Annotated in this window: 21 protein-coding genes; 7 read left to right on the top strand and 14 right to left on the bottom strand. The window is 62.6% G+C overall.

What is annotated here, in order from left to right:
* Window positions 1-58 precede the first annotated feature (58 nt).
* Window positions 59-1,216 carry a Fic family protein gene (locus AC4EEV_RS11905; RefSeq protein ID WP_491329026.1) on the top strand — a complete coding sequence of 386 codons (1,158 nt, stop codon included), beginning with the start codon at window positions 59-61 and terminating at the stop codon, window positions 1,214-1,216.
* Between the two features lie 257 nt (window positions 1,217-1,473).
* On the opposite strand, the gene AC4EEV_RS11900 is transcribed toward AC4EEV_RS11905, so the two are convergent.
* From AC4EEV_RS11900 to AC4EEV_RS11870, 7 genes are all read right to left on the bottom strand, one after another.
* Window positions 1,474-1,833: a cupin domain-containing protein gene (locus tag AC4EEV_RS11900; protein WP_491329025.1), complete on the bottom strand. Its 360-nt coding sequence runs from the start codon at window positions 1,831-1,833 to the stop codon at window positions 1,474-1,476.
* A 42-nt stretch (window positions 1,834-1,875) separates the two neighbouring features.
* Window positions 1,876-2,634, bottom strand: a complete 759-nt coding sequence (locus AC4EEV_RS11895; protein WP_491329024.1) for an SDR family NAD(P)-dependent oxidoreductase — start codon at window positions 2,632-2,634, stop codon at window positions 1,876-1,878.
* Between the two features lie 168 nt (window positions 2,635-2,802).
* The gene (locus AC4EEV_RS11890; RefSeq protein WP_486416345.1) at window positions 2,803-3,060 is read right to left on the bottom strand and encodes a hypothetical protein; all 258 of its coding nucleotides are present in this window, start codon (window positions 3,058-3,060) and stop codon (window positions 2,803-2,805) included.
* A 139-nt stretch (window positions 3,061-3,199) separates the two neighbouring features.
* Window positions 3,200-3,463, bottom strand: coding sequence for a hypothetical protein (locus tag AC4EEV_RS11885; RefSeq protein ID WP_491329023.1), 264 nt, complete (start codon window positions 3,461-3,463; stop codon window positions 3,200-3,202).
* A gap of 394 nt (window positions 3,464-3,857) precedes the next feature.
* Complete coding sequence (locus AC4EEV_RS11880; RefSeq protein ID WP_486416344.1) at window positions 3,858-4,682, bottom strand: IclR family transcriptional regulator; 825 nt, start codon at window positions 4,680-4,682, stop codon at window positions 3,858-3,860.
* Between the two features lie 387 nt (window positions 4,683-5,069).
* On the bottom strand, window positions 5,070-5,876 hold the full coding sequence (locus AC4EEV_RS11875; RefSeq protein ID WP_491329022.1) for an HpcH/HpaI aldolase family protein: 807 nt from the start codon (window positions 5,874-5,876) through the stop codon (window positions 5,070-5,072).
* Between the two features lie 90 nt (window positions 5,877-5,966).
* Complete coding sequence (locus tag AC4EEV_RS11870; RefSeq protein WP_486416342.1) at window positions 5,967-7,328, bottom strand: MFS transporter; 1,362 nt, start codon at window positions 7,326-7,328, stop codon at window positions 5,967-5,969.
* A 301-nt stretch (window positions 7,329-7,629) separates the two neighbouring features.
* On the opposite strand from AC4EEV_RS11870, the gene AC4EEV_RS11865 reads away from it, so the two are divergent.
* The 6 genes from AC4EEV_RS11865 (at window position 7,630) to AC4EEV_RS11840 (ending at window position 13,586) form a co-directional block, all read left to right on the top strand.
* Window positions 7,630-9,027, top strand: a complete 1,398-nt coding sequence (locus AC4EEV_RS11865; protein WP_491329021.1) for an LLM class flavin-dependent oxidoreductase — start codon at window positions 7,630-7,632, stop codon at window positions 9,025-9,027.
* Between the two features lie 40 nt (window positions 9,028-9,067).
* Window positions 9,068-10,369: a flavin monoamine oxidase family protein gene (locus tag AC4EEV_RS11860; RefSeq protein ID WP_491329020.1), complete on the top strand. Its 1,302-nt coding sequence runs from the start codon at window positions 9,068-9,070 to the stop codon at window positions 10,367-10,369.
* Window positions 10,366-10,881: a flavin reductase family protein gene (locus AC4EEV_RS11855; RefSeq protein WP_491329019.1), complete on the top strand. Its 516-nt coding sequence runs from the start codon at window positions 10,366-10,368 to the stop codon at window positions 10,879-10,881. The genes AC4EEV_RS11860 and AC4EEV_RS11855 overlap by 4 nt, the downstream gene beginning before the upstream one ends.
* Before the next feature lie 43 nt (window positions 10,882-10,924).
* Window positions 10,925-11,506: a flavin reductase family protein gene (locus AC4EEV_RS11850; protein WP_491329018.1), complete on the top strand. Its 582-nt coding sequence runs from the start codon at window positions 10,925-10,927 to the stop codon at window positions 11,504-11,506.
* A complete protein-coding gene (locus AC4EEV_RS11845) occupies window positions 11,503-11,919 on the top strand; it encodes an ester cyclase (RefSeq protein WP_491329017.1) in 417 nt (138 codons plus the stop codon). Before AC4EEV_RS11850 ends, AC4EEV_RS11845 begins: the two co-directional genes overlap by 4 nt.
* Before the next feature lie 86 nt (window positions 11,920-12,005).
* Complete coding sequence (locus AC4EEV_RS11840; protein ID WP_491329016.1) at window positions 12,006-13,586, top strand: aldehyde dehydrogenase (NADP(+)); 1,581 nt, start codon at window positions 12,006-12,008, stop codon at window positions 13,584-13,586.
* 447 nt (window positions 13,587-14,033) lie between these two features.
* On the opposite strand, the gene AC4EEV_RS11835 is transcribed toward AC4EEV_RS11840, so the two are convergent.
* The 7 genes from AC4EEV_RS11835 to AC4EEV_RS11805 all read right to left on the bottom strand — a co-directional run bounded on the left by AC4EEV_RS11835 (window position 14,034) and on the right by AC4EEV_RS11805 (window position 24,279).
* Window positions 14,034-14,606: a DUF6036 family nucleotidyltransferase gene (locus tag AC4EEV_RS11835; protein WP_251424526.1), complete on the bottom strand. Its 573-nt coding sequence runs from the start codon at window positions 14,604-14,606 to the stop codon at window positions 14,034-14,036.
* Window positions 14,593-15,135 (bottom strand): hypothetical protein, encoded by a 543-nt coding sequence (locus AC4EEV_RS11830; RefSeq protein ID WP_174181943.1) that lies wholly within the window; start codon window positions 15,133-15,135, stop codon window positions 14,593-14,595. The genes AC4EEV_RS11835 and AC4EEV_RS11830 overlap by 14 nt, the downstream gene beginning before the upstream one ends.
* A 771-nt stretch (window positions 15,136-15,906) precedes the next feature.
* Window positions 15,907-16,992, bottom strand: coding sequence for a class II fructose-bisphosphatase (glpX, locus tag AC4EEV_RS11825; RefSeq protein ID WP_491329015.1), 1,086 nt, complete (start codon window positions 16,990-16,992; stop codon window positions 15,907-15,909).
* An 86-nt stretch (window positions 16,993-17,078) separates the two neighbouring features.
* The gene (gene glpK / locus AC4EEV_RS11820; RefSeq protein ID WP_488315333.1) at window positions 17,079-18,593 is read right to left on the bottom strand and encodes a glycerol kinase GlpK; all 1,515 of its coding nucleotides are present in this window, start codon (window positions 18,591-18,593) and stop codon (window positions 17,079-17,081) included.
* 42 nt (window positions 18,594-18,635) lie between these two features.
* Complete coding sequence (locus tag AC4EEV_RS11815; RefSeq protein WP_491329014.1) at window positions 18,636-19,385, bottom strand: MIP/aquaporin family protein; 750 nt, start codon at window positions 19,383-19,385, stop codon at window positions 18,636-18,638.
* Between the two features lie 60 nt (window positions 19,386-19,445).
* Window positions 19,446-21,221, bottom strand: coding sequence for a glycerol-3-phosphate dehydrogenase/oxidase (locus tag AC4EEV_RS11810; RefSeq protein ID WP_491330876.1), 1,776 nt, complete (start codon window positions 21,219-21,221; stop codon window positions 19,446-19,448).
* A 634-nt stretch (window positions 21,222-21,855) separates the two neighbouring features.
* Window positions 21,856-24,279 (bottom strand): polysaccharide lyase 8 family protein, encoded by a 2,424-nt coding sequence (locus AC4EEV_RS11805; protein ID WP_491329013.1) that lies wholly within the window; start codon window positions 24,277-24,279, stop codon window positions 21,856-21,858.
* Window positions 24,280-24,465: the final 186 nt, after the last annotated feature.

The following is a 24,465-nucleotide window of genomic DNA, read 5'->3' as shown; positions in this document are numbered from 1 at the left end:
TGTTCAGGGTTTCTGGGAGGACGTCATGGGCGATTGGCCGACACATGGCAGCTTGGTTATGCCTTGGAAATCTCAGGGCAGGCCGCCGCGGGAGGACCGTGAATTCACCGAAGTCATGGTGTCTGTGCCTCCAAAGATCGCAGAGTGCTGGTTCGAGCCGGGACGGGAGACGATCGTTGCCTTGGAAGAGGCCGCTGTCGCTGTCGCTTCACTTGACGTAACGGCAGGTTCCAGGATGGCTGCCATCAGCGGGTTTCTGCTGCGCAGCGAGGCGGTGTCCTCATCAAAAATCGAACAGGTAGACGCCAACCGGAACGACTATGCCAAGGCCATGATCGGGCTCAGGGCAAGTGACAACGCCAAGTCCATGGTTGCCGCTGCCGAAGCTGTACAGATGATGATTACTGACGCAGGAACGACGGGCGAGATCAGGATGGAGGCCATACTCGCAGCCCATCGTGCACTGATGAAGGATGATCCGGTCGATGCGGCCTATGCGGGCAAGATCCGGGATATGCAGAACTGGATCGGAGGCAGTGACTATTCGCCGCGCGGCGCCATCCACGTCCCCCCTCCGCCGGAGCGGGTGCCAGGTCTCATGGCCGACCTGATGGCCTTCTGCAACCGGACCGACGTTCCGATCATGGCCCAGGCAGCGATCGCCCACGCCCAATTCGAATCCATCCACCCTTTCACCGACGGCAACGGCCGCATCGGCCGGGCCCTGATCGGCGCGATCTCGCGGCGCCGGCGCCTGACGAGAAACACTGTCACCCCTATCGCCTCAGCCATGGTCGCTGATGTGGACAGGTACTTCGCCTTGGTCAACAACTACCGCAACGGTGTGGCTGATCCGTTCGTCCTGTACCTGGCCAGGTGTGCCGTCCACGCATCGGAAGCGGCAGCGGAGTCCGTCAAAGCCTTGGACGCCCTGCCGGCCATGTGGTTGGAGCTTGCCCGTCCCAGAAAGAACTCCGCGGATGCGAAGATCATCCCGTGGCTGCTGGAACGGCCCGTCTTCGAAGCGCATAGCGCCGCATACGTCGCCGGCGTCGAGGAGAGGTCCGTCTACGGCGCCTTGGAGCGTTTGACCACGGCCGGGGTCATCACCCAGATCACCACCTCACTGAGGAACCGTGCCTGGGCGGCCACGGAAGTACTCGACGAGGTGGACAGGCTTAACGCCCGATTGGCGCAGGCGGAGGCCGGCAGCTGACCCTATGGGGTCAGCGCTGGCGCGCTGCGTCGCCGAAGACCCCTCGCCCTGGAAAGGCCGGAGTTGTGCATACAGCTGGGACCAGTCCACGCTCAGAGACCTGCAAATGCTGAACCATTTGAGTGGTCACTTCTTGACGAAATCTCCATTATCGGCGTTTGAGGGGACCTGGCTTTAGGGCTGCGATCCAACCTTTATGCTCCTGGTTTGCTCGCAAATGACCCCGGCCAAGTGCGCAGCTGCAGGACAGGGGCGGCTTAAACGGACATGCTGACGTACTGCTTCTTGAAGTGCTCGTGAATCTCCCATACACCGCTCCAGCCATTCGGAATTAGCACGATATCGCCGGCTTTGTGGTCCACCCGTTCACCGGTATCCGAAACGAGAGTGCCTTTGCCCTCGAGCACGAAGATCACTTCATTGACGCCATTGCGGGCAGTCTTGAAGCTGCCTGGAGAGCACTCCCAGAATCCGAGGTCGACCAGGCTTGCGTTGATCGTCAATGCGTTATCGGTGGCATCTTTTGGTTTAGATCCATTGACCGCTGTTGCTTTCTCGACGAGGAACGGGAAGGAAAGGGTGCTTAGGGAACGGAGAATTTGTGCTTCGGCGCTCATCGTTCTGTGGTGTTTCCTTGTCGTCGGTGGTGGGCGGTGCGGTCAGAACGGCAGCGGCAGTTTCGCTGTCCTGCCGCCGTCGAGGGTGATGACCCCACCGGTGAGGAAACCTGCTCGATTGCTTGCCAGAAAGACGGCGAGGTTGCCTATGTCGGCGGGTTCTCCGAGTCGTCCGGCCGGATGCAATTCATGCAGGGCCTCGCGTGCGGCGGCTGGGTCTGGTTGGGATGCCAAATATATTTCGCTGAGTTCTGAGGTAATCCAGCCCGGGGCTATGGCGTTGCAGCGGATGTTGTCAGCGCCCAGGTCGATTGCCAGGGCCTTCGTTAGCCCGTGTATCCCGGCCTTGGAAGCGCAGTAGACGGTGTGCTCGGGGTTGGCGGCCAGACCTTCGATGGAACCGATGTTGATGATGGATCCGCCGCCTCGTTTGCGCATGTGCGGCAGGACGGCCTGCGTGAGGAACAGTGGCGCGCGCATGTTCAGCGCGATCATCCGGCCCCATTCGTCCGCCTGAATATCGGAGACGCTTCGCTCGAACATGATGCCGGCGTTATTAACCAGTACGTCCATGCCACCGAAGCGGCCAACGGTTTGCTGGATGATGGCCGGGATCACGGCGGGGTCGGTGAGGTCTGCTTGGATACCGAGAACAGCGGGATGGCTATCGAGTTCCCGGTCCAGCGGACGCCTCTGGACCACGGCGACCTGGGCGCCCTCGTTCAGGAAGCACTCGGTGATGCCCCGGCCTATGCCTTGTCCCCCGCCTGTGACCAGTGCTATTGAGCCTTCGAGCTGCATGGTTTTCCTAAGTTGTCGTTGGGGCAGCATACCGCTTCGGCTTAGTCCGTTTCGGGGCTGGTGCAATAGAAGCAGTTGTTGGAGTCGCAGTCGTCTTCTGCGGATGCCTGGACAGATCCTGCCGCGGCTTCGGTGTACAACAGGGTGCTCAAGGGCTTGGGCCTTGACCTACTCGCCGTACATCAGGCTGGCAAGGAACGACTCAAGCTCCCGGTGGGTCGCGGCCTGGGGCGCTTCCGTTACCGGTTGTGCCTGGTCAAGATAGAGACCCTCCCATGGGGAGCACTTCAACTCCCCTGTCCCTTCTGTGGACGGTACGTCTGCGTCTTTCCTGGGGGAAGGTGCGGCCACAGTGACGGGCCGGATGGCGGTGTGGCGGTGGCCGAATGCGTTGAAGATGGCCCGATGGCCGAGAGAGATTGACATGAGATCTTCCCTTCTATGCAGGGTCATTGAAACGGCTGTGTTTCAACGACGGTCACTGCCATTTTCCTTGAGAATGAACGTGACGTTCAAAAGATGAACGTAGAATGATTGTGGCACGCCTCACGTCGGAGGGCAAGCTTTAGTCTGTATTTTTCGCCGGGGCGATGACGGTGACTTGTGGCCGGTCGGCGCTGCAGACCATGACCCTCCCGAGTCCGCCGTCCTGGATGATCCAAAAGATTTTGCGGTCCAGGGCCACCATGTCGATACGGCCGGTTGTTACCGTGCCGTCCCTGCGGGCCACTTGTACCGCATCATTTTTTGAGAGCTGGGACCAGTCGGGCACGGGCCTGTTCGCGACAACGCTGCGGCGGGTGCGGGTGGTGATTGGGTGACGATACATCCTTGTGCTCCATTTCCTGTGGCTGGGTCGTGCGCCCGTTTGCGTCGGTACGTGATCGGGGACACAATAAATAAGTGTTCACCAAATGAACGCCACGTTCAATAGTTACGGCGTAAGCCGTGAGACCTGATGGAGTGACGATGAAGTACCGGCGCCAGCTGCCGAAGCGAAAGCCCCGCCGGCCGGTGGCCGAAATCATTCGGGACAGGCACGAGCGCACAACGGAGGCGCTAATTGCCTGTGTCAGTGAAATGGCCCGGCGTCATGGACCAGGGGCGATCACGCACAGGGTAGTCGCGGAGCGAATTGGCGTTCCTGTGCGGTATGTGGAGTGGAAGTACCCGTCGGTGGAGACAATGCTTGCAATGGCGGAAGCGTCCCGTGTGGTCGGCGCTTAGGAGAGGGCTTTGGCCACTTCAGCGGCAGCCTGACGCAGTGCTTCGATGGCTTCCTGCAGCTTTTCGGACCGGAAGCGCTGGACGGGACCCTGGGCGGCGAGCACGCCAATGAGCGCGTCCGCATCGTCACGTACGGGGTAGGCGACGGCGAAAAGGCCTTCTTCAAGTTCCTCGTCAATGACGGCATAGCCGTTGGACCGGACGTCGCGGATCTCCTTCAGGAGGGCTTTCCGGTTGGTGATGGTCCGGGTGGTGAATGACTCGAGTTTGTCCGGAAGGCTCGCGGCGATTTCGTCATCGGTGAGTTCGGACAGGAGGAGCTTGCCGGTGGCGCTGGCGTGGGCCGGGTAATTTCCGCCCACATAAAGGTGCGAGGCATTCAGGTAGCGCGAACCGGATGCTTCGGCGATGACGTCATACGTCGTTTCGCTTCGGACCATCGCGAAGCTGATGGTTTCATTGAGGGTGGTTGCGCACTCGTCAAGGATGGGCTGGATCCGGGCGACGGCACCCGTGTAGGGGTCGGCGAGGCGACCGAGCCGGGCCATCTGCCATCCGAGCATGTAACGGTTGTCCACGCGGTCGACGAAGCCTGTCTGTTCCAGGCTCAGGAGCAGGCGGAACGCGGTGGGGCGGGTCATTCCCGCCGCTTGCGCCAGCTCGGTGACGGTGATGCCTTTGCGGTGGCGTCCGAGCTCAGTGAGCAGGACAGTGGCCTTGACGACTGACTTGTTGGTGAGGTCCACGGCGTCGCTGGCCGCGGCCGCCTGCTCTTCATCCGCCACTGCCGCCTGCACGTCGACGTCTGTTTCCGTTGCCATACCGGTCCCCGATTCGGTTCGCGTGTCAGGGCGCACGCCGCCCTGACTGGTGTCTGAACCCATCCTATGCTCTTCCCCGTGGTTTCGAACGGGACGTTCAGTAGGAGCGTGCCGCAACGTGGGCATCAGGTCCTTGCGGAACCGCCGGCGCTTGTCGTCTCGGTCTTCATGGCGCGGGCCAGGCTCCGCGCTGCGGCTGAGCTTCTTGGCATGAAGGACGCCACACGGAGGGATCTTGCAGGTAGGGGCTGGGCATATCCATTAAATGCAGCCTCCTGGTGGGCCCGAGTGAGTCGGGGCCACCAGGAGGATGCAGATCGCACAGGGCATGGTGACATCAGAGAACAGTGCTCGGCGGGCAGGCGCGGCTGGTGAGGTTTTGGTGGTTCAGATGACTGCTTTTTCTGCCTTCAACGGTGTGGAGGCTAGGACGGCGGTGTGTGCTGCCGCGGCCAGTAGCCCGGTGTCGGTGGCCGTGGGCATGAAGCGGAAGCCAAGTGATTTCATGGTGTCGGCCAGCTCCAGTTCGCCTGCGTAGATGCCGGGTGTGATGCCGGCGGCGGTGCAGCGGCGGGCGATATCTGCGAGGATCCCGTCAAGGCCTTCGCCGGTAAGTTCTTCGAAGGTGATGCCAAGGCTGAGGGAGAGGTCGTAGGGGCCGACGAAGATGGCGTCCGGTCCGGTGGCCAGGATGTCGTCGAGGTTGGCCAAACCTGCCGCTGTCTCGACCATCAGGATGCACCGGGCGTCGTCCATGGGATTTCCGGGATCGGGCGTGGGTTGCCAGGGGCGCAGCCGTGTGGGCCCGTAGCTGCGCGCTCCGCGCGGTGCGAAGCGGGTGGCGGCGCCTAATGCTGCGGCCGTTGCGGCGTCCTCCACGGTTGGGAAGATAATTCCGGCCGCGCCTGCGTCCAGCACGCGTGTGATGGTGGCCGTGTCATGGCCCGGTACCCGGATGAGGCAGGGGACGCCGCCCAGGTGGGCGGCCTCGATCAGGGGCTGGAGTTCGGATGTTTCGGGGCCGCCGTGTTGGCTGTCGACGCAGATCCAGTCGAATCCCGCCGCGGCGAGAACGTCAATGACCAGGGAGTCTCGCAGGCTGATCCAGGCGCCCGGATGGGTGCCGCCGTCGTTGAGGGTCAGGGGCGGTGTTACCTGTCGGCTTGAGTGCCCGCGTGCAACGTACGTGTTCATGATGGTCCTCTGCAGATCTGGGTGTATGGGCAGTCATGATGACTGATGCCTGGCCGGGTGCCGGCCAGGCATCAGTAGTTGGAGGTGAAGTTAGGAGACCGCGGCTTTGCCCAGGGGTGCGGAGGCTGCGCCGAGGCTAAGTCCCTTCGTTTCGGGTGCCAGGTACTGGGAAATGACCGCGCCCAGGACGCAGATGCCGGCGGCGATGAGCATCGTGGCGCCTACGCCCAGGCCGGCGACGGACATCGGAAGGATGAAGGTTCCGATGGCGGCGCCGATGCGGGAGAAAGCGGTTGCGAAGCCTACGCCCGCGCCGCGGATTTCGGTCGGGAAGACCTCTCCCGGGTAGACGCCGGTCAGCGCGGTCGAGACGGCGTTGAAGAAGGAGAAGATCATGAAGCAGACCAGGATGATGATGGGCGAGACGTGGGCGAAAAGGCCGATCACGACCAGGGCGATGGCGGCGATCCACATCGGGGGGATGGCGAGTTTGCGGCGGCCTACGCGTTCGATGAGGAACATGGACAGCAGGGAACCGGCGACGACGACCCCGTTGAGCAGCAGGGCCCCGGCGAGTCCGTCTTCAACCCCGAGGCTTTCAAGCACGATCGGGGCGAACGTTGCGATGGCGAAGTAGGGCGTGACGTTGCAGACCCAGTACATGCAGACGAAGACCGTGGATTTGATGTACTGCGGGGAGAACAGCTTGCCGAAGCTTGTCGTGCCCTGCTTTTCGTTCAGCATCTCCGCGATGTCGACTTCCTCCATGTATTCCTTGGCTACGGCCATGCCCTCTTCGACGCGCCCCTTGCTCAGCAGCCAGCGGGGGGATTCGGGAGTGCCGAGACGCAGCAGGAAGACGATCAGGGACGGGATGGTGCTCATGCCGAGAATGATCCGCCAGTCGGCGTGGATTGCCGAGGACATGAAGTACCCGAGGGCGTAGGACAGCAGGTAGCCGACGTACCAGGCAACTTCCTGGAAGGCCAGGAGTTTGCCGCGCAGCTGAGCGGGTGAGAACTCAGCCAGCAGGGGCCAGCCGATGGCGTAGTCGGCGCCGATTGCCATGCCCATGACGAGGCGGATGACAAAGAGGTGCCAGGGCTCGGCAACGAAGAACTGGGCGGCCGAGCCGACCAGGAAGATTGCCAGGTCGACGATGAACATGGGCTTGCGCCCGATTTTGTCGGCAAGGTAACCGCCGATGGGTCCACCGAAGAAAATGCCGATCAGAGCGGAGGCGCCGATCAGGCCCTGCCACACGGCGGAGAGTCCTAGGTCGGCGGTCAGAGCGGGCATCACCAATCCGATGCCACCGAGAATGAACCCGTCGATGAACATGCCGCCGGCGATGATGGCGCTCAGCCGGTACAGGAACCGCCGTTTCCGCGGATCGTAGGACTGGTCCGAGCGTAGCGATGGTCCGGAGATCGGTGTTGCAGATGAATTCACGATGGACTTCCTTGTGGATCGTGCTGTCTGGAATGGAGGAACCGCCGGGCGGAGAAGCACCTGGGGCGAATTGGGGGGCCTCTGGAAGGGCCCGAGATCGTTCAAAATTCGAACGTCGTGGTCAAAATATGGCATGCGCCACATTGGCTGTCAATAGCGACTGTTATGTTTCATCCCTTTCACCCAAGGGCCTTGACAGTGAGGTGGCTTACACTCCAAACTGAACGCAGTGTTCATAAAATGAACGTCGAAATCTCCTCCACGGCATAGTCCGGCACGAGTCCAAGGAAGCACTGCTGCCATGAAAAACGAACCTTTGAGCCTCTTCGCTTTTGACGTCTTCGCCCCGTCCCACCTGACCTCCGGGTCCTGGCGCGACGAACGGGACCAGGGCTACCGCTACACCGATCTGCAGTACTGGACCGGCATCGCCCAGATGCTGGAAAACGCCGGCTTCGACGGGATCTTCTTCGCCGACAACGTCGGCTACCACGACGTCTACCGCGGTAACGGTGACGCCGCCCTGAAAGATGCGGCACAGTTCCCCATCAACGACCCCACCGTGCTGATCAGCGGCATGGCAGCTGTCACCAAGCACCTGAACTTCGGCGTCACGGTCTCGGCCACCTACGAGCCGCCGTACCTGCTCGCCCGCAAGTTCAGCACCCTGGACCACCTCACCGCAGGACGTGTCGGCTGGAACATCGTGACCTCCTACTCCGAGGCCGCCGCCCGCAACCTCGGCAAGGAACAGCAGCTCACACCGGCCGAGCGCTACGACATGGCCGATGAGTACATGGACGTCGTCTACAAGCTTTGGGAAAGCTCCTTCGAAGAGGACGCCGTGGTCCGGGACGCAGCATCGGCGACCTACCTTGATCCGGCCAAGGTGCACCCGATCAACCACGCCGGTGACCACTTCACCGTTCCGGGCTTCGGCCTCTGCGAGCCCTCCCCCCAGCGGACCCCCGTGCTGTTCCAGGCCGGATCCTCATCCCGCGGCATGGAATTTGGCGGCAAGCACGCCGAAGCCGTGTTCATCCAGAGCACCTCGGTGGAAGGCGCCAAGCGCACCGTTGCCAAGCTCCGCCAGGCCGTGGCCGACGCCGGCCGCGACCCCCGCGATGTCAAGATCGTCATCCTCCTCACCGTCGTGGTGGCACCCACCGACGAGGAAGCCCAGGCGAAGTACCAGAAGGCCGTGGACAACGCGCCCATCGACGCCGTCCTCGCCCGCTTCAGCGGCTGGACCGGCATCGACATGTCCGAGTACGAGCTCGACACTCCCCTGCGCTCGGTCGGCACGAAGGCCGGCCAGTCCATGGTGGACATGTTCTCCAAGGCAGACCCTGACCGGGACTGGACCCCCCGCCAGATCGCAGAGTTCCTCGCGGTCGGCGGCACCGGTTCGACCATCGTCGGTTCCCCTGAAACCGTCGCCGCCGAGCTGCGCCGCTGGCGCGACGAAGCCGACATTGACGGCATCAACCTTAGCTACACCACCAAGCCCGGCGGCTGGGAAGACTTCATCGAACTCGCCCTGCCCGAACTGCGCGCCCAGGGCATCATCGCCCCGGTCCGCGACGAAAACCAGGCACCGGTCACCCTGCGTGAAAAGCTCTTCGGCCAGAAATACACCCTCGACGGCCACCCCGCCACGGCACAGCGCGCCCAGCACCTGAGCGACGCAGCCCGCTAAGGGCGCTGCACCAACGGAATCAACACCAAAGGATTTTTCAATGACTGAACAAACTGACGTCGTCGTCATCGGTGCCGGCCTCGCCGGCCTCATCACCGGACGCGAGCTCGGCAACCGCGGCCACAAAGTCGTTGTCTTGGAAGCCCGGGACCGGATTGGCGGCCGGCTCTGGACCGAAGACCGTCTCGGCCAGAAACTGGAGCTCGGCGGCAACTGGCTGCACTGGACCCAGCCGCACGTCTGGGCCGAAGTCACCCGATACGGACTCGAGGTCTCCCGCGGCCCGCGCTCTGAGGAAACCTACTGGCTGGCCGGCGACGAAGTGCGCCGCGGCAACCTGGATGACTTCATGGAGCTGATCGATCCGGGCATGACCCGGCTGCTCGAAGACACCATGAAGTGGCTGCCCCGACCGGATGCACCCCTGACCGTGGAGAACCTCGCCGAGGTCGATCAGTACAACCTGCAGGAAATGCTGGACAAGCTGGACCTGTCCGAGGACGAGCGCAACGCCAACGAGGCCGCCTGGGTGGGCCACTTCAACGCCCCCCTTGAACAGTGCGCCTACGTCAACGCCCTGCGCTGGACCGCCGGAGCCTCAGGGCACTGGCACCTCATGCACGAAGCCTCAGCGATCTACCGCCTCAAGGCCGGAAACGACACCCTGCCCAAGGCAATCGCAGCAGACACCAACGCAGACATCCGCTTCGAAGCCCCCGTCACCGCGGTCCGCCACCACAGCAGCGGCGCCACCGTCTTCTACGCCGACGGGCAGGAAATCGAGGCAAAAAAGGTCGTCATCACCCTGCCGGTGAACATCCTGCACAAGCTTGATGTCCAGCCCGCCCTGTCCGAGGGCAAGCTGGCTCCGAGCCGGGAAAAGACCGCCTCCCAGGGCGTCAAGGCCTGGATCCGGGTCAAAGGCCCCATCAAGCCGTTCTTCGCCTACTCCGCCCAGGACAAGCCCCTGTCAGTGGTCCGCACCGAGTTCGTCAGCGACACCGACGCCGTCCTCGTTGGCTTCGGCGCCGACGGGAACCGGATCGACGTCACCGACAAAGAGCAGGTCCAGGAAGCCATCAAGGTCTGGCGCGACGACCTTGAAGTCATCGAAGTCACCGGGCACAAGTGGGGCGAAGACCCCTACGCCGAGGAAACCTGGCTGGTCCAGCGCCCCGGCCAGCTCACCAAATACCACGCCGCGCAGCAGGCCAGCGAAGGTGCCCTGCATTTCGCCAGCGGCGACATCGCCAACATCTGGGCCGGCTTCTTCGACGGCGCCATCGAATCCGGCCTGCGCGCCAGCCGCAACGTCCACGCAGAACTGACGGAACAGTCATGACCGCCACCGCCCTTGCGCCCAGGACCATCGACTCCGACACCTACCGCGCCGTCATGCGGCACCTGCCCACCGGTGTCGCAGCCCTCTGCTCCACCGACCCGGTGACCGGTACCAAGAACGGCATGATCGTGGGAACCTTCGCCTCGCTGTCCATGGAACCGGCGCTGGTGACCTTCAGCGTGATGCACTCCTCCACCAGCTGGCCCAAAATCTCCGACGCCGGGACGTTCAGCGTCAGCCTCCTCGCCGAGGACCAGCAGCAGGTCTGCCGGGCCCTGTCCGCCAAGGGAGAGGACAAGCTCAACTCTGTCGGCTGGTCCGAATCCGCGTGGGGCACCCCGCACCTGCACGGCTCCCTTGCCTGGTTCGATTGCCGCGTTGAACAGCAGTTCACGGCCGGGGACCACATCGTCGTCATCGCCAGCGTCCTGGACATGACACCCGCTGAGCGGACACTCGCCCCGCTCATCTTCCACGGCGGCCGCTTCGGAAGCTTCCGCGAAACCGCCTGAATCCATCCACCTGGCCCCATCCATTTGATCAAGGAAGACTGATATGGATATCACCCCAAGTCCCGAAAAAACTCCGGACAACGACATCACTCCCGCGCTATACCGCCAGATCCTGGGGAAGCTGCCCACAGGAGTTACCGCGATCACCGGCATCAACGACGACAACGAAAAACTCGGTCTCGTCGTGGGCACCTTTCAGTCCCTCTCGCTCGATCCGCCTCTGGTCATGTTCTGCGTGGACAAGTCCTCCTCCAGCTGGCCGAAGCTGCGCAAACTGCAAAAGTTCACCGCAAACATCCTTTCCGATGACCAGATCAGCAGCTGCAGGTCACTGTCACGGAAAGGACCGGAGAAATTCTCCGGCCTGCCCTGCACCCCCGGTCCCCTGGGAACACCACACCTGGACGGCGCCACCGCCTACATCGACTGCATCGTCACCGCAGAGGTCGTCGTCGGCGACCACTACATGGTCGTCGGCTCCGTGACTAACATGACCGAGGGAACCGGCGAAGCCCTGCTCTTCCGGGGCGGAAAGTTCGGACAGTACCTGCCGATCGAAATCCCCGCACCCGTGCCCGCCGCCCCTGCGGCACCGGAAACCGAACCTGCAAGGAGCGCATCATGAGCCGCCGCGATACCATCCTGACCGCGTGGAACGGTGCCTGGGGCGACGGGGACCTTGCCGCCTTCGAACAGCTCCTCGCACCCGACTACGTCCGCCGCTCCAAGTCAGGCAGCGAGGACTACGCCAGCCTGAGCAAAACCATCGAAGCGATGCACACCGCATTCCCCGACTCCAGCACCGACATCCTGGAGATCGTGGAGGACGGCACAAAAGTGGCCGTCCACTGGCAAACCACCGGCACCCACCTCGGCGAATTCATGGACGTGCCCCCAACAGGCAGGTCCATCACCGTGACCGGCGCCTCCTTCCTCCGGTTCGACAGCGACAAGCTCGCCGAGGAATACGTGGTTTGGGACCCTCGTGAGCTCCTCTCCGCCCTCGGCATCTGGCACCTCGGCCCCGGCAACGCCTGAGGCAGCCAGCAAACCCGCCAGCCGAAGAGACGCCAGCAACCCGGGCCTCTGCCCGCACCCCTTCATTGTCTTCAGGAGACGTATCAATGACGCTTAACGGACATTCCCTCATCGGAGGGAAGACCACCGCCGGAACAGGCGGCACAACCTATGGGATTAACCCGGCCACCAACGAACAGCTCGAGCCGGCCTACTCACTGCTCACCGAGGACCAAGTCAAAGCCGCCACAGAAGCGGCCGCTGAGGCCTACCCTTCCTTCAGCACCCTGGATCCGGAAACACACGCCGCTTTCCTTGAAGCCATCGCGGACAACATCGAAGCCATAGGCGAGGAACTGATCACCCGCGCCAGCCAGGAAACGGGGCTTCCGGCAGCCCGGCTCCAGGGCGAACGGGCACGCACCACCGGCCAGCTGCGGCTGTTCGCAACCGTTGTCCGCACGGGTGACTTCCGCGGGGTGCGCATCGATCCTGCGATTCCAGACCGCACTCCCCTGCCCAGGGCAGACATCCGGCAGCGCCAGATTCCGCTGGGCCCCGTTGCAGTGTTCGGTGCCAGCAACTTCCCGTTCGCCTTTTCCACCGCCGGTGGTGACACCGCCTCAGCCCTGGCCGCCGGGTGCCCAGTGGTTTTTAAGGCTCACAACGCCCACCCCGGCACCGGTGAACTCGTGGGCCAAGCAGTCGTCAAGGCCGTCAAAGACTTCGGCCTGCATCCGGGCGTCTTTGCACTGGTTTACGGTCCCGGCGCCAGCATTGGTCAGGCCCTCGTCGCCGACCCGGCCATCAAGGCCGTCGGTTTTACCGGATCACAGGCGGCCGGCACCGCACTCATGAAGACCGCCGCAGCACGCCGCGAGCCCATCCCCGTCTACGCCGAAATGTCCTCGCTGAACCCGGTGTTCGTGTTCGAAGGCGCCCTTAAAGGCGATATCGACGCCCTGGCACAGCAGTACGTCACCGCTGTCACGGGCAGCTCAGGCCAGCTCTGCACCTCCCCCGGACTGCTCCTTGCCCCCGAAGGCGAGGCAGGGGACAAACTCGCTGCCGCCGTCGGTCGTGCTGTCTCCGCATGCTCCGGCCAGACGATGCTCACCGAAGGCATCGCCGGGTCCTGGAACGCAGGGACCGAAGCGCTCAGCGCCGCAACAGGGGTGAACCTGATTGGGAAGGGACTGGAAGGGGAAACCAGAAACGCCCCGGCGCCCACCATCTTTGGAACCCAGGTCCGCGACTTCGTGACCAACCACGTCCTGCACGAAGAGATCTTCGGCGCAGCGTCCCTGGTCATCCGCTACACCAGCACACAAGACCTGGTCGAAGCTATCAGCAGGCTGGAAGGTCAGCTCACCGCATCACTGCAACTCACGGAAGAGGACTACTCCACCGCGGCGCCCCTCATCCCCGCACTGGAGCAGAAGGTGGGTCGCATCATCATCAACGGCTGGCCCACCGGCGTCGAAGTCGGCCACGCGATGGTCCACGGTGGCCCCTTCCCCGCCACCTCCGACTCCCGAACCACATCGGTTGGAACCCTCGCCATCAACCGCTTCCTGCGCCCCGTCGCCTACCAGAACATTCCGCAGGAACTCCTCCCGGCCCCACTGCAGGACGAAAACCCCTGGAAGGTCAACCGCCTCATCGACGGCCACCAGGAACAGAACTGAACCGGAAGCCTTCCGCTTCATCCTGAACTTCCGGTCCCGGGCACGCCTCCCGCAACGAGTCGCCCGGGGTCGGAAACCCAAGCGACGTAGGGGGCCGCTGATCCTATCCGGGAACGCTTGCCCTCTTGCGTTGTGCTCACGTACACCCCAACCTGACGTTGGAGCCGTCCGACATGGGAAGACTCGCCCCGTGCCCGGTGGATGGGTCTGACGCCCTGTGCCGGCAGAGCCGCAACAGGTGGCATCGCGCCGTTCGTCCCGAGTGGGTGTCATCATTTCCTGATGCTTTGGCCTGTTTCGACCGTTCTCGAGCCGATGGACGTGCTTGCGTTGGTTGCGGACTGTCAGCTTGAGATCTGAGATGATCCGCAGCACCTGTCAGTACATCGATTCTGGACATTATTCTTACGCAATGCACCGCTTGAGGCGTCAGATATGCCCTTATTTTCAGCTCGTCAGGGCGGCTGCCCAGGCAATGGCGTTCCGTTGCCGGTAGTCCAGCACATCGATGTCCTGATCGCTCTGGACAAGGGCCAAGTCGATCGATGCCAGCCGCTGCTGCAGAACTACTGGGTCAATCAGCCGGGCGTCCACCAGTGCTCGAACGAACTCGAAGTCCTTTTCGCGGTGTGCCATGAGTTTCGCAACGCATAGGTCATGGGGGTCCAGGCAGAGCCCTGTGGCGTTGTTTGTGGCTTCGCTGCGCACTCCGACCAGACGGTATTCCCAGTCGGGAGGCAGGATCGCGGTTCTTTTGCCGACCCCTTCGATGTAGAAGCCGTAGGTTGCATGGAACTCCGACCACTCCCCCACGTCGAAGCTGAGCTGATCACTCAGGGCATCGGCGTCCGCATCACGCATCGGCGCGATGTCAATCTCCGGGGACATCGTGGCCTCGGCGGGCAGCTGATCCTCAGTGTAGGAACCGAGGATCGACTGGCTGCCGATGATGATGACCTGGTCATCTTTGATGATCTGCGTCGCGGCACGGATTGCGTGCTCGAGTTCATCCCTTCGCAAGTAACTGCGCCTTCTTCATCGCAACCAGCCTGTCCTCGGGGCTTAGTGCCCCGGCAAAGGGGCTGATCTGGCGCAGGTCCCTTCCCTCCTCGTCATCGGCCAGCATCGCCTTCTCCAGCTCGTCATCAGGCAAGCGAAGAAGTTCTTCCCACCGGTCCAGCCACCGCTCAGCGACAGCCGCCCGCGGAGTGCGACGCAGACGTTCAAGATTCTCCCGCGCGAGGCTCCGCAGCCGCGACGGATTCTCCCGCAACCTCATCCCCAGCATGACATGCAGTTCAAACGGGAACCGCTCCTCACGCCGCGCTTGCGGATGCCGTCCCTTGGCTGTGCGGATCGCGTCCTGGATCACCGAAGCACTGCTTCCCAACCGCTCGGCGATTCCCCGCACCGACAGGCCCGAGGCGTGAAGACCCAGAATGCACTCCTGCCGGCCACGGGCCAGGACCAGCATCCGCTGCCGGGCCACCTCCGACTCCTCAGCCAAAGCCCTGGCCTCTGCCGATAGCCGCGTGATCACATCATCCATACATGTATGGTACCCCCATACAGTCGCTTCCAGCTTTACGGAATCACCATTATCGGCCTTCGATCAGGGCAGTCACCAAACGACAGAATCTCTCACCTGAGTGCCCGGGGTAGGAATCCTACACAGCGTCACCACTTAGCAAGCGGTTATTCGCAAAGTCGATCGGTGTGAATCTTTAGGCATGCCGGCCCGCCCTGCAAAAATGCAAGTTGTGTACGCCCGTACTAGACAGTAACTTTATGGAGGCGACTACCGCACCATCCCCCGTGTCTGAAGGCGCCAGCTGAAGACCCCGAGACGTCCCCCACGCCTCGGGGTCTTCCTGCTTATCCAGCCGGTTATGTCGTCGCTAGCATTGGTGCCGGCACACGCAGGTGCGCTTCCCGCCGGCAGGGGCGGCGTGCGGTCCTACCGCGTTATTTTGTTCATTCGGCGGGCGCCTTGGACCGTTCAGACTTTGAAAGTGGCATGCTTCAAAGTACTTTTGCCGAAGCAATAACGAACGTATCCCCACGTGCGGAGCAGCTAAATGGAAGACCCTCATGGATCGAGTCAACGGACGTAAGGGTCTTTCTCCGTCTCCCGTTGCAACTTCGGGGACGTAGGCCTCCCACAACGAACCGTGCTCCGGAAAGTGAATGAGGAAGGGCGCCACCATCGCGGCGAAGAAGAACATGAGCGCCACGATGATCACCGTTCACGCTAGCACGTCATGTCCACTCAAAATGGGAACGATTCAGATCCACGGCCGACCTCTGCGAGCAGAGACGGTCACGACGATTTCACCGTGTCATTCCACGGCAGTGAGGGTTGATTGCCTGGGCGCCTGCGGGCGTAGTTCTCCCACTTGCTGGCCTGGTGCTCGCCCTCCACGAAACGGATGGTTCCGGACTTGGAACGCATCACGAGGGACTGGGCCAGGACCTTGTCCTTGGAGTAGCGGACGCCCTTCAGAAGGTCACCGTCGGTAATGCCGGTGGCGGCGAAGTAGCAGTTGTCGCTGGAGACCAGGTCGTTGGTGGAAAGCACCCGTTCGAGATCGTGCCCGGCGTCGATGGCCTTCTGCTTCTCTTCGTCGCTGGTGGGGCACAGGCGGCCCTGGATGACGCCGCCAAGGGACTTGATGGCACAGGCCGCCACGATGCCCTCGGGGGTGCCGCCGATACCCATGAGCGCGTCCACGCCGGTGCCGGAGCGGGCCGCGGCAATGGCGCCGGCGACGTCGCCGTCCATGATGAATTTGGTGCGGGCACCGGCTTCGCGGATCTCCTCCACCAGCGGGCGGTGGCGGTCGCGGTCGAGGATCATGACGTTGAGCTGGTTGACCTTCACGCCCTTGGCCTTGGCGATCAGGTGCAGGTTCTGCTTGACCGGCAGGCGGAGGTCCACCATGTCTGCGGCTTCAGGGCCGGTGACGAGCTTTTCCATGTAGAACACGGCAGAGGGATCGAACATGGAGCCACGCTCGGCAACAGCCAGGACGGCCAGTGCGTTGTTGATGCCAAGGGCGGTCAGGCGGGTTCCGTCGATCGGGTCGACGGCGACGTCCACCTCGGGGCCGGTGCCGTCGCCAACGCGCTCACCGTTGAACAGCATGGGCGCTTCGTCCTTCTCGCCCTCGCCGATGACCACGACGCCGTTGAAGTGGACGGTCTGCAGGAAGGACCGCATGGCGTCGACGGCGGCGCCGTCGGCGGTGTTCTTGTCGCCGAAGCCGACCCAGTGGCCGCCGGCGATGGCCGCCGCTTCGGTGACGCGGACAAGCTCAAGGGCAAGGTTGCGGTCCGGCTCGTCGAGGCCCACAGCAAGGGACGGTGAGAGGGTTAGATAGCGGGATGGTTTGGAAGCGATGGGCAAAAGTTTCCTTCTTGAGCGTTAGGAGATGGGTGGCTGCCCTGGCTGGATCGGTAGGGCAGCCCCATGGGTTGCGTGGTCACGGGGCTTTAGCGAACGTCCTCGTCGACCCAATCCATGGATTTGGTGACTGCCTTCTTCCAGAGCCGCATCTGGCGTTCCTTTTCGACCTGGTCCATCTGCGGTTCCCAGCGCTTGTCCTCGGACCAGTTGGCCGAGCACTCGCCCAGGTCCTTCCAGAAGCCAACCGCCAGGCCTGCCGCGTAGGCAGCCCCCAGCGCCGTGGTCTCAATGACCTTCGGGCGGATCACCGGGACGCCAAGGATGTCCGCCTGGAACTGCATCAGGGCGTCATTGGCAACCATGCCGCCGTCGACCTTCAGCTCGCTCAGGGGCACGCCGGAGTCCGCGTTGACCGCGTCCAGCACCTCGCGGGTCTGGAACGCGGTGGCTTCCAGCGCTGCCCGGGCGATGTGGTTCTTGTTGACGAACCGGGTCAGGCCCACGATCGCGCCGCGGGCATCGGAGCGCCAGTACGGGGCGAACAGGCCGGAGAACGCCGGGACGATGTACACGCCGCCGTTGTCCTTGACCGACGCGGCAAGGGTTTCCACCTCGGGGGCGCTGCTGATCATGCCCAGGTTGTCACGCAGCCACTGGACCAGTGAACCGGTGACGGCGATGGACCCTTCCAGGGCATAGTGCGGTTTGGCGTCGCCCAGCTTGTAGCCCACCGTGGTGAGGAGCCCGTTCTTCGAGTGGACGATTTCCTCGCCCGTGTTGAAGATCAGGAAGCAGCCGGTGCCGTAGGTGTTCTTCGCTTCGCCGGCGTCAAAAGCGGCCTGGCCGAAGGTTGCGGCTTGCTGGTCGCCCAGGATGCCCGAAACCGGCGTTTCGCGGAGCAGCTGGGAGCTGTGGACGGTGCCGTAGACCTCGGAGGAGGACTTGATCTCCGGCATCATGCTGCGGGGCACACCGAAGATGCCGAGGATCTCGTCGTCCCACTGCAGGGTTTCAAGATCCATGAACAGGGTGCGGGACGCGTTGGTGACATCGGTGACGTGGACACCGCCGTCCACGCCGCCCGTGAGGTTCCAGAGGACCCAGGCGTCGGTGTTGCCGAACACCAGGTCCCCGGCCTCTGCCTTTTCCCTGGCGCCGTCAACGTTGTCCAGGATCCACTTGATCTTGGTGCCCGAGAAGTAGGTGGCCAGCGGCAGGCCCACCTTCTGTTTGAAGCGGTCTGCTCCGCCGTCCTTGGCCAGCTGGTCCACGATGTCCTGGGTGCGCGTGTCCTGCCACACGATGGCGTTGTACACCGGCTTGCCGGTGGTCTTGTCCCACACCACGGCGGTTTCGCGCTGGTTGGTGATGCCGACGGCGGCAATATCGTGCCGTGTCAGGTTCGCCTTGGACAGGGCCGAGCCGATGACCTCGCGGGTGTTGGTCCAGATCTCCGCGGCGTCGTGCTCCACCCAGCCGGCCTGGGGGAAGATCTGTTCGTGTTCCATTTGGCCGGAGGAGACGATGGCGCCGCTGTGGTCGAAGATGATGGCGCGGGTGCTGGTGGTGCCCTGGTCAATGGCGATTACGTACTGGTTCATAATGACGTCCTTGTCTTGTTGTTCGAACTGGGTGCCGGGGGTTTAGGATGCGGCGGTGACGATGATCGGGGCGATCCGGGCAACAACTCCGGCCAGGGCGCCGCCGACAAGCGGACCCACCACCGGAATCCAGGAGTAGCTCCAGTCACTGGAGCCCTTGCCCTTGATGGGGAGCACTGCGTGGGCGATGCGGGGTCCGAGGTCGCGGGCGGGGTTGATGGCGTAGCCGGTGGGCCCGCCAAGGGAGACACCGATGCCGACCACGAGCAGCGCGACGGCGAATGGGCCGAGCCCCGAGGGGGTACCACCGAGGGTGAGGATGACGAAGACCAGGACAAAAGTGCCGATGATCTCGGTGATCAGGTTCCATGGGGTGGACCGGATGGCAGGGCCGGTGGAAAAGGTCCCGAGCTTGCCGGCAGGCTCCGGCTCGTCATCGAAGTGCTGTTTGTAGGCCAGCCAGCAGACCACGGCGCCGAGGAACGCGCCCAGCAGCTCGCCTCCGAAGTAGGTCAGGGTGGAGGCGAAGTCGACGGCGACTCCCGGAGCGTATTCGGGCTTGCCGTTGAGCAGCAGGCCGAGGGTGACGGCCGGGTTGAGGTGCGCGCCCGACTTGGCGGCGACGAAGACACCCGCGAAGACGGCGATTCCCCACCCCCATGTGACCATCAGGAATCCCCCGTTGTTGCCTTTTGTCCCCCGCAAAGCCACGTTGGCAACGACGCCGCAACCCAACAGCGTCAGCGTGGCCGTGCCGAAGAGTTCGGAGAGGAAGACTATTCCTAGAGACATCTTTGACTCCTTCTTTGTTATTGGTCCTATTCAGTGAGACAGCTGGGCTAGCGAGGCGTTTTAATCACGCCGGTAGGCTTGTTCAACCCTCTGGTTATCCGTTTCCACGCGGTGGAAACGCTGCAGCACGTCCTGTGCGTACTTGATCTCGGCGGCGCGCGCCGCCGCGTCCCACTGGAGCGGGGCGGACAGGACTTCCGCCACTTCGTTGAGGAGTTCACCGGTAACCAGTCCGCGGAAGGCCAGGGAGGTACGCCGGATGAGGACGTCCACCAGGTGCCCCACCTGCTCATTGGCCGCCATGAATTCCAGTTCACGGACGCTCAGTTCACGGGTGGACCGCAGCGCGTGGTCGGGCTCGGCATCGAGGTAGGCGATGACCTCTTCGGCCCGGGTCCCGTAGCGGGTCAGCAGTCCGGCCGTGCGGTCTGCGTCCCGGCCGCCGGCCATGTGGGCCTTGATCCATTTCTGCACGCCAGCTTCGTCGGCAGGGAAGCCGGCGCCGCCGCCGATGGGGAGCTGCGCCGTGGACACCTTGCGCTGCACGCCGAGTTCACTGAGGACCTCGTTGGTCAGGTGCTCGGCGAGGGCACGGAAGGTGGTCCATTTGCCGCCCACCAGGCTCAGCACGACGGCGCCGCTCCCCTCAGGTGCGGAGGCGCGGCGTTCGATGCGGTAGTCGCGGGAGACGAAGCCCGGCTGGGTGGCGTCATGGCTCGGCAGGGGGCGCACACCCGAGAACGTGTAGACGATGTCGTCAGGCGTGACGTCGATGGACGGGAACACGTGGCCGATGAGGTCGAAGAAGTACTGGATCTCCTCATCGGTGCAGATGGCATCCGCTGACATGTCCGCATCAACGTCGGTGGTGCCCACCAGCACCCGGTCACCCATGGGGTAGATGAGGACAATCCGGCCGTCGGTGTGTTCAAAGAAGATTTCCCGGCCGCGGCAGGCGGCGAGGAGGCCCGGGTGGTCCAGCACGATGTGGGAGCCCTTGGTGCCGCCCATGAAGGCCGACGCCGCGCCCATGGCCTCATTGGTCAGGTCCACCCACGCCCCGGTGGTATTCACGATGATGTCAGCCGTGAAATCGAACTCTTCCCCGGTGAGTTCATCGCGGAGCCGGACGGTGCTCCCCCGGCCGGTCCGCGGGTTGGGGGTGGAAGACATGGACTGCAGCGAGAGGTAGTTGCTGGCGCGGGCCGTGTCACCCTGCGCGCTGGTGCCCCTCGCGTTACCGGCGCGGCCGGCCTTTTCGCCGTCCTGGAGGACGTCGAGGGTCAGCCGTTCAGGGTTGTGCACGGAGGCGTCGAAGTAGGTGGCCGTGTATTTGACGTCCGGTCGAAGGGCGGGAAGTTCCTGGAGGGCTGCCTTGTGGGTGCGGAACTGATGCCGGGGCACCGTGCCGCCGTCCCGGGAAAACGAATCGTAAAGGCTGAGGCCCGCCTTGATGAGGAACGCACCGCGCTCCTTGGGCTTGCCCTGCTGCTTGTGGGTGAGGAAGCGCAGCGGCGCGGAGAGGATACCGGAGAAGGTGCTGAAGATCGGGATGGTGGTCTGCAGCGGCTTGACGTAGTGCGGGGCGATTTTCAGCAGCCGGTTGCGCTCCACCACTGATTCGCGGACCAGGCGGAACTCGCCGTTTTCGAGGTACCGGATGCCGCCGTGGATCATGTGCGAAGACGCGCCGCTTGCGCCCTGGCAGTAGTCGCCGCGCTCCACCAGTGCAACGTCGACGCCCTGCAGGGCCAGGTCACGGAACGTGCCCACTCCGTTGATGCCGCCGCCCACCACCAGCACCTTCGCGTGCGGACGGCGCCGCAGGCTTTGAATGGAATTTCGTTCCGCCCCAACTCGTGCAGCCGTGAGCGATGGGGACGATGAATTATCGGGATTCAAAAGACTTCCTTGGCTTTGGGGACGCCAGCGAGGCGGCTGGCGGGGTCATCACCATTGTTCGAAGAGGCGGAAAATCGGGTCAAGCAATTTGCACAAACGTGCACGAACTGTTTTGTTCTTGCTGGGGAACCACTGGAGGGGGAGCTAGAAGGGCCTAATTGCAGGCACAAAACCGGAACAGCCGAGGTCCTACGGCTAAGCGTGCGCTGTGTCAGCCCGCAGTTAGGAGCACGCGCTTATCCCTGGGAGTACTTTCGGTAACAAGGGAACTCAGCGGCGGCGGCAAACGAATTGCGGGCTTGCTGGAGCCTAAATGAACGCCGCGTGCAAACAGAGCAGGCTGGAAACTACGGCCGGGCTGAATGATCATGACACCGTTCGCGAGCCAGCGATTTTCCAAATCCAAAACGTCCTCCCCGTTTCGGCCTCCTCTGATCGTCATGGCTATGAGGACCAGAGGAGGCGATTCGGGCTGGCGACTCAGCAGAGAACGCCCCTGGCCGTTTCTTCAGCCGTCCTGCCCAACCGAAAGCTCTCTATCACTGACATCTTCTGATGATTCGTCCTGTTAGACAGCAAATCGGGCGACCAGGGACTTACCTGCTAGTCCGGATGCGTTAAACGAGATCTGGACATTGGGACTCAGCGCCACGACAGTGATGCCAGGGTCGGTTTGCAGGGTGCTGGTGGCCGGCCCGTCAATGGTTACCGTTACGGAACCGGTGACCTTTTGTGTGGGATCGGTGACGGCGATCGAGAGCTGCCCGTTTTTGCGTGTAGCGACGATGGATGCCCTGTTGTTGGACTGTATGCCCGCAGTCTTCGGGGGCGTAGGTGACCAGAAATTAATCATGGTGGTGCCGGTGCTCGAACGGGTGGCGGCCTGAACATCGTTATTGTTGGCAACCACCGCGATGTCGTTTGAGGACGCCATGCTTGAGGTTTGCGCTTGGGTTGCCGCAGGCAACTGAATGTAGGAGTAGGTGCTGTTGCTGGGGTTCACTCCATGATCTATCCACAGCGTGATGAATCGTCGGCTGTAAGTGGTCGTGTCATCATAGACGCCGCGGTTGTCCATGTCGGTCCACTTGCCTGTGCGATCTTCCCGCAACGCTTTAATCGATGTTCCCGAAGTAAACACGTAGCCGCCGACATTGGGAATCCAAACCCAGTTGGCAGTGAAGGAGCTCGGGGTTGGGCTTGGCGTAGTCAGCACCGAGGTTCCGTCCAGGATAGGAACGGTTGCGCCATTGGGGCCGATGTTACGGTTCTCAATTATGGTCTCCACGGTGTCGCCATCTGTGCTGCTGATGGCACCCCCGAGGCACACGATTGCGTCGTCCATGCAGAACCAGGATTTGCGCCCGCTCAGCGTCTGGGAGGCTGGTTTAAGTCCCATGCCAAGTGCGATATTCCCATCGAGTAAGGCGCCCCCCGCCCACGTATTGAGCGACGTGCGTGTAGCTGCTGGAGACAAGGGTGTTGTCCCGACGGTGGTGCCGGGAATGCGGTACTTGTTGGCCGTGGGCCAATATTGGTTGGCCCAGTGTGCGTTCTGACTGGAAAGGTTCAGGTAGACCGCCCCCTCTCCGGTGTACCAACCGAGACGATTCTCGCCACCGCTCTCGTAAGGCTTGATCACCGTGCTGTCCATTGCCACGGCGTAGGCGAATGTTGGCCGGCGGTGGACTGCTCTGGCCATCGATGTTGCCACGACACTCTGGGTTGATTCGGCCGCTGACGGAATGTTCGTGTCGGCTACGAAAGCTCGTCCCTTCACAATGGAGGGCAGCCGCACCTGTTCAATCGGGACACTGTCGTAGACAAAGAACGGAAGGAACTGGTCAGCGTTGATCCAACCCTTGCACTGCCCCCGAACGACCAGGGCTTGAGCGGCGGGAAATACGGACGCGAGCTGTAGCAGCGTGGCGATCGTTAGTCTCCCTACCCTGTGGTCGGTCTCGTAGAACCGCGAAATTCCTCTGCCCCGAGTCATGTCCATAAAGCCGCCCCCGAAAATCCAGGGGACATAGTTGTCCTGCACCCAGTCGTAGACCTCAGCAATCTGTGCAGCATTGAAAGCCCATGGCGTGCCCAAGGTAGCGACCATGGAGTACGTGAGGTACTGCAGAAGTGAGACGGCGTATCCCCCGTTGTAGGAGAAATACTGGTGTTGAATGAAGCCGCCGTCTGCATAGAACCCGTCGCCCGTCGAGACGTAAGGGAAGATTGCCGCGTAGGCCGTCATTGCACCAGAAATCGTTGCACTGTCCTGGCTGAGGGCACCGCGGACTATGGCTATCGAGCAGGCCCAGTTGCGGTTCGCTCCGGTGGAGGTGCTGCCTGCGGTGATAGTGGGTGTAGGGGCATACCGCTTGATAGCAGCCATCGCGGTAGCAACCAAGGTGGCTGAAAGATCCTCGTAGAGCAGGACGCAAAAGTCGTTGAGCGCCAGGGGAATGCCGATTTGGAAGTCCCACCAGTTGTCATACTGGTTGGTAACACCGTATTTGTTGCTCAGGAACCAATCGAGGGCCGAGGCGATGTCGGCCTTCAGCTGTGCGTTTTCGTAGAGGGAGGATCCCGGAGACTTCAACGCGAGAGCCAGCGTCCGAAGCCGGCCCATGTTGTTCCGTTGAATCGCTGAAATGCTACTGCTGTTGAGGTCGGCCCAAAGGTAGGTGCGGTTGGAAGCAGTCGACAAGGTGTCCCACAAGGACTGTGCTTCCGCCGCTGATGCCGTGACATATTGCTGGACCGTAGAGTCGGAAAGGTCGTAGGTCGAAACCAGGGTGGCGCGCCACTGTGTGCGGACCTGGTCAAAATCCGTGGCCGTCGCAGCCCGGGCTGGCGCCGTGAATAGCGCGCCGACTGCCAGCATGGGGACCGCGGCTGCACCCGCAAGTATCAGCGAGCGACGGGAAACGCCTGGATTAAGAGATGCGCCCCTCGAAAAGGCATCTGAGAACGGCAGTGAATTTGTAGGCGACATAGCGGTCCCTTTCATGATGAGGTGATGGCCAATGCGCCCAAGTACGCGATCAGCTCCCTATCCCCCGATCCTTTGATGCTCCACTGCCCGGCATTGAACCGTCAATAAGATAATACCTATTATCAGAGAGTACCGACTACGGCTCCTCTATGATGATTTGTATTATCAAGTGCTTGGAAAGGAACG

Source organism: Pseudarthrobacter sp. MOO14 (genome assembly GCF_058267675.1).
This window is presented reverse-complemented; position numbering and strand designations above follow the sequence as displayed.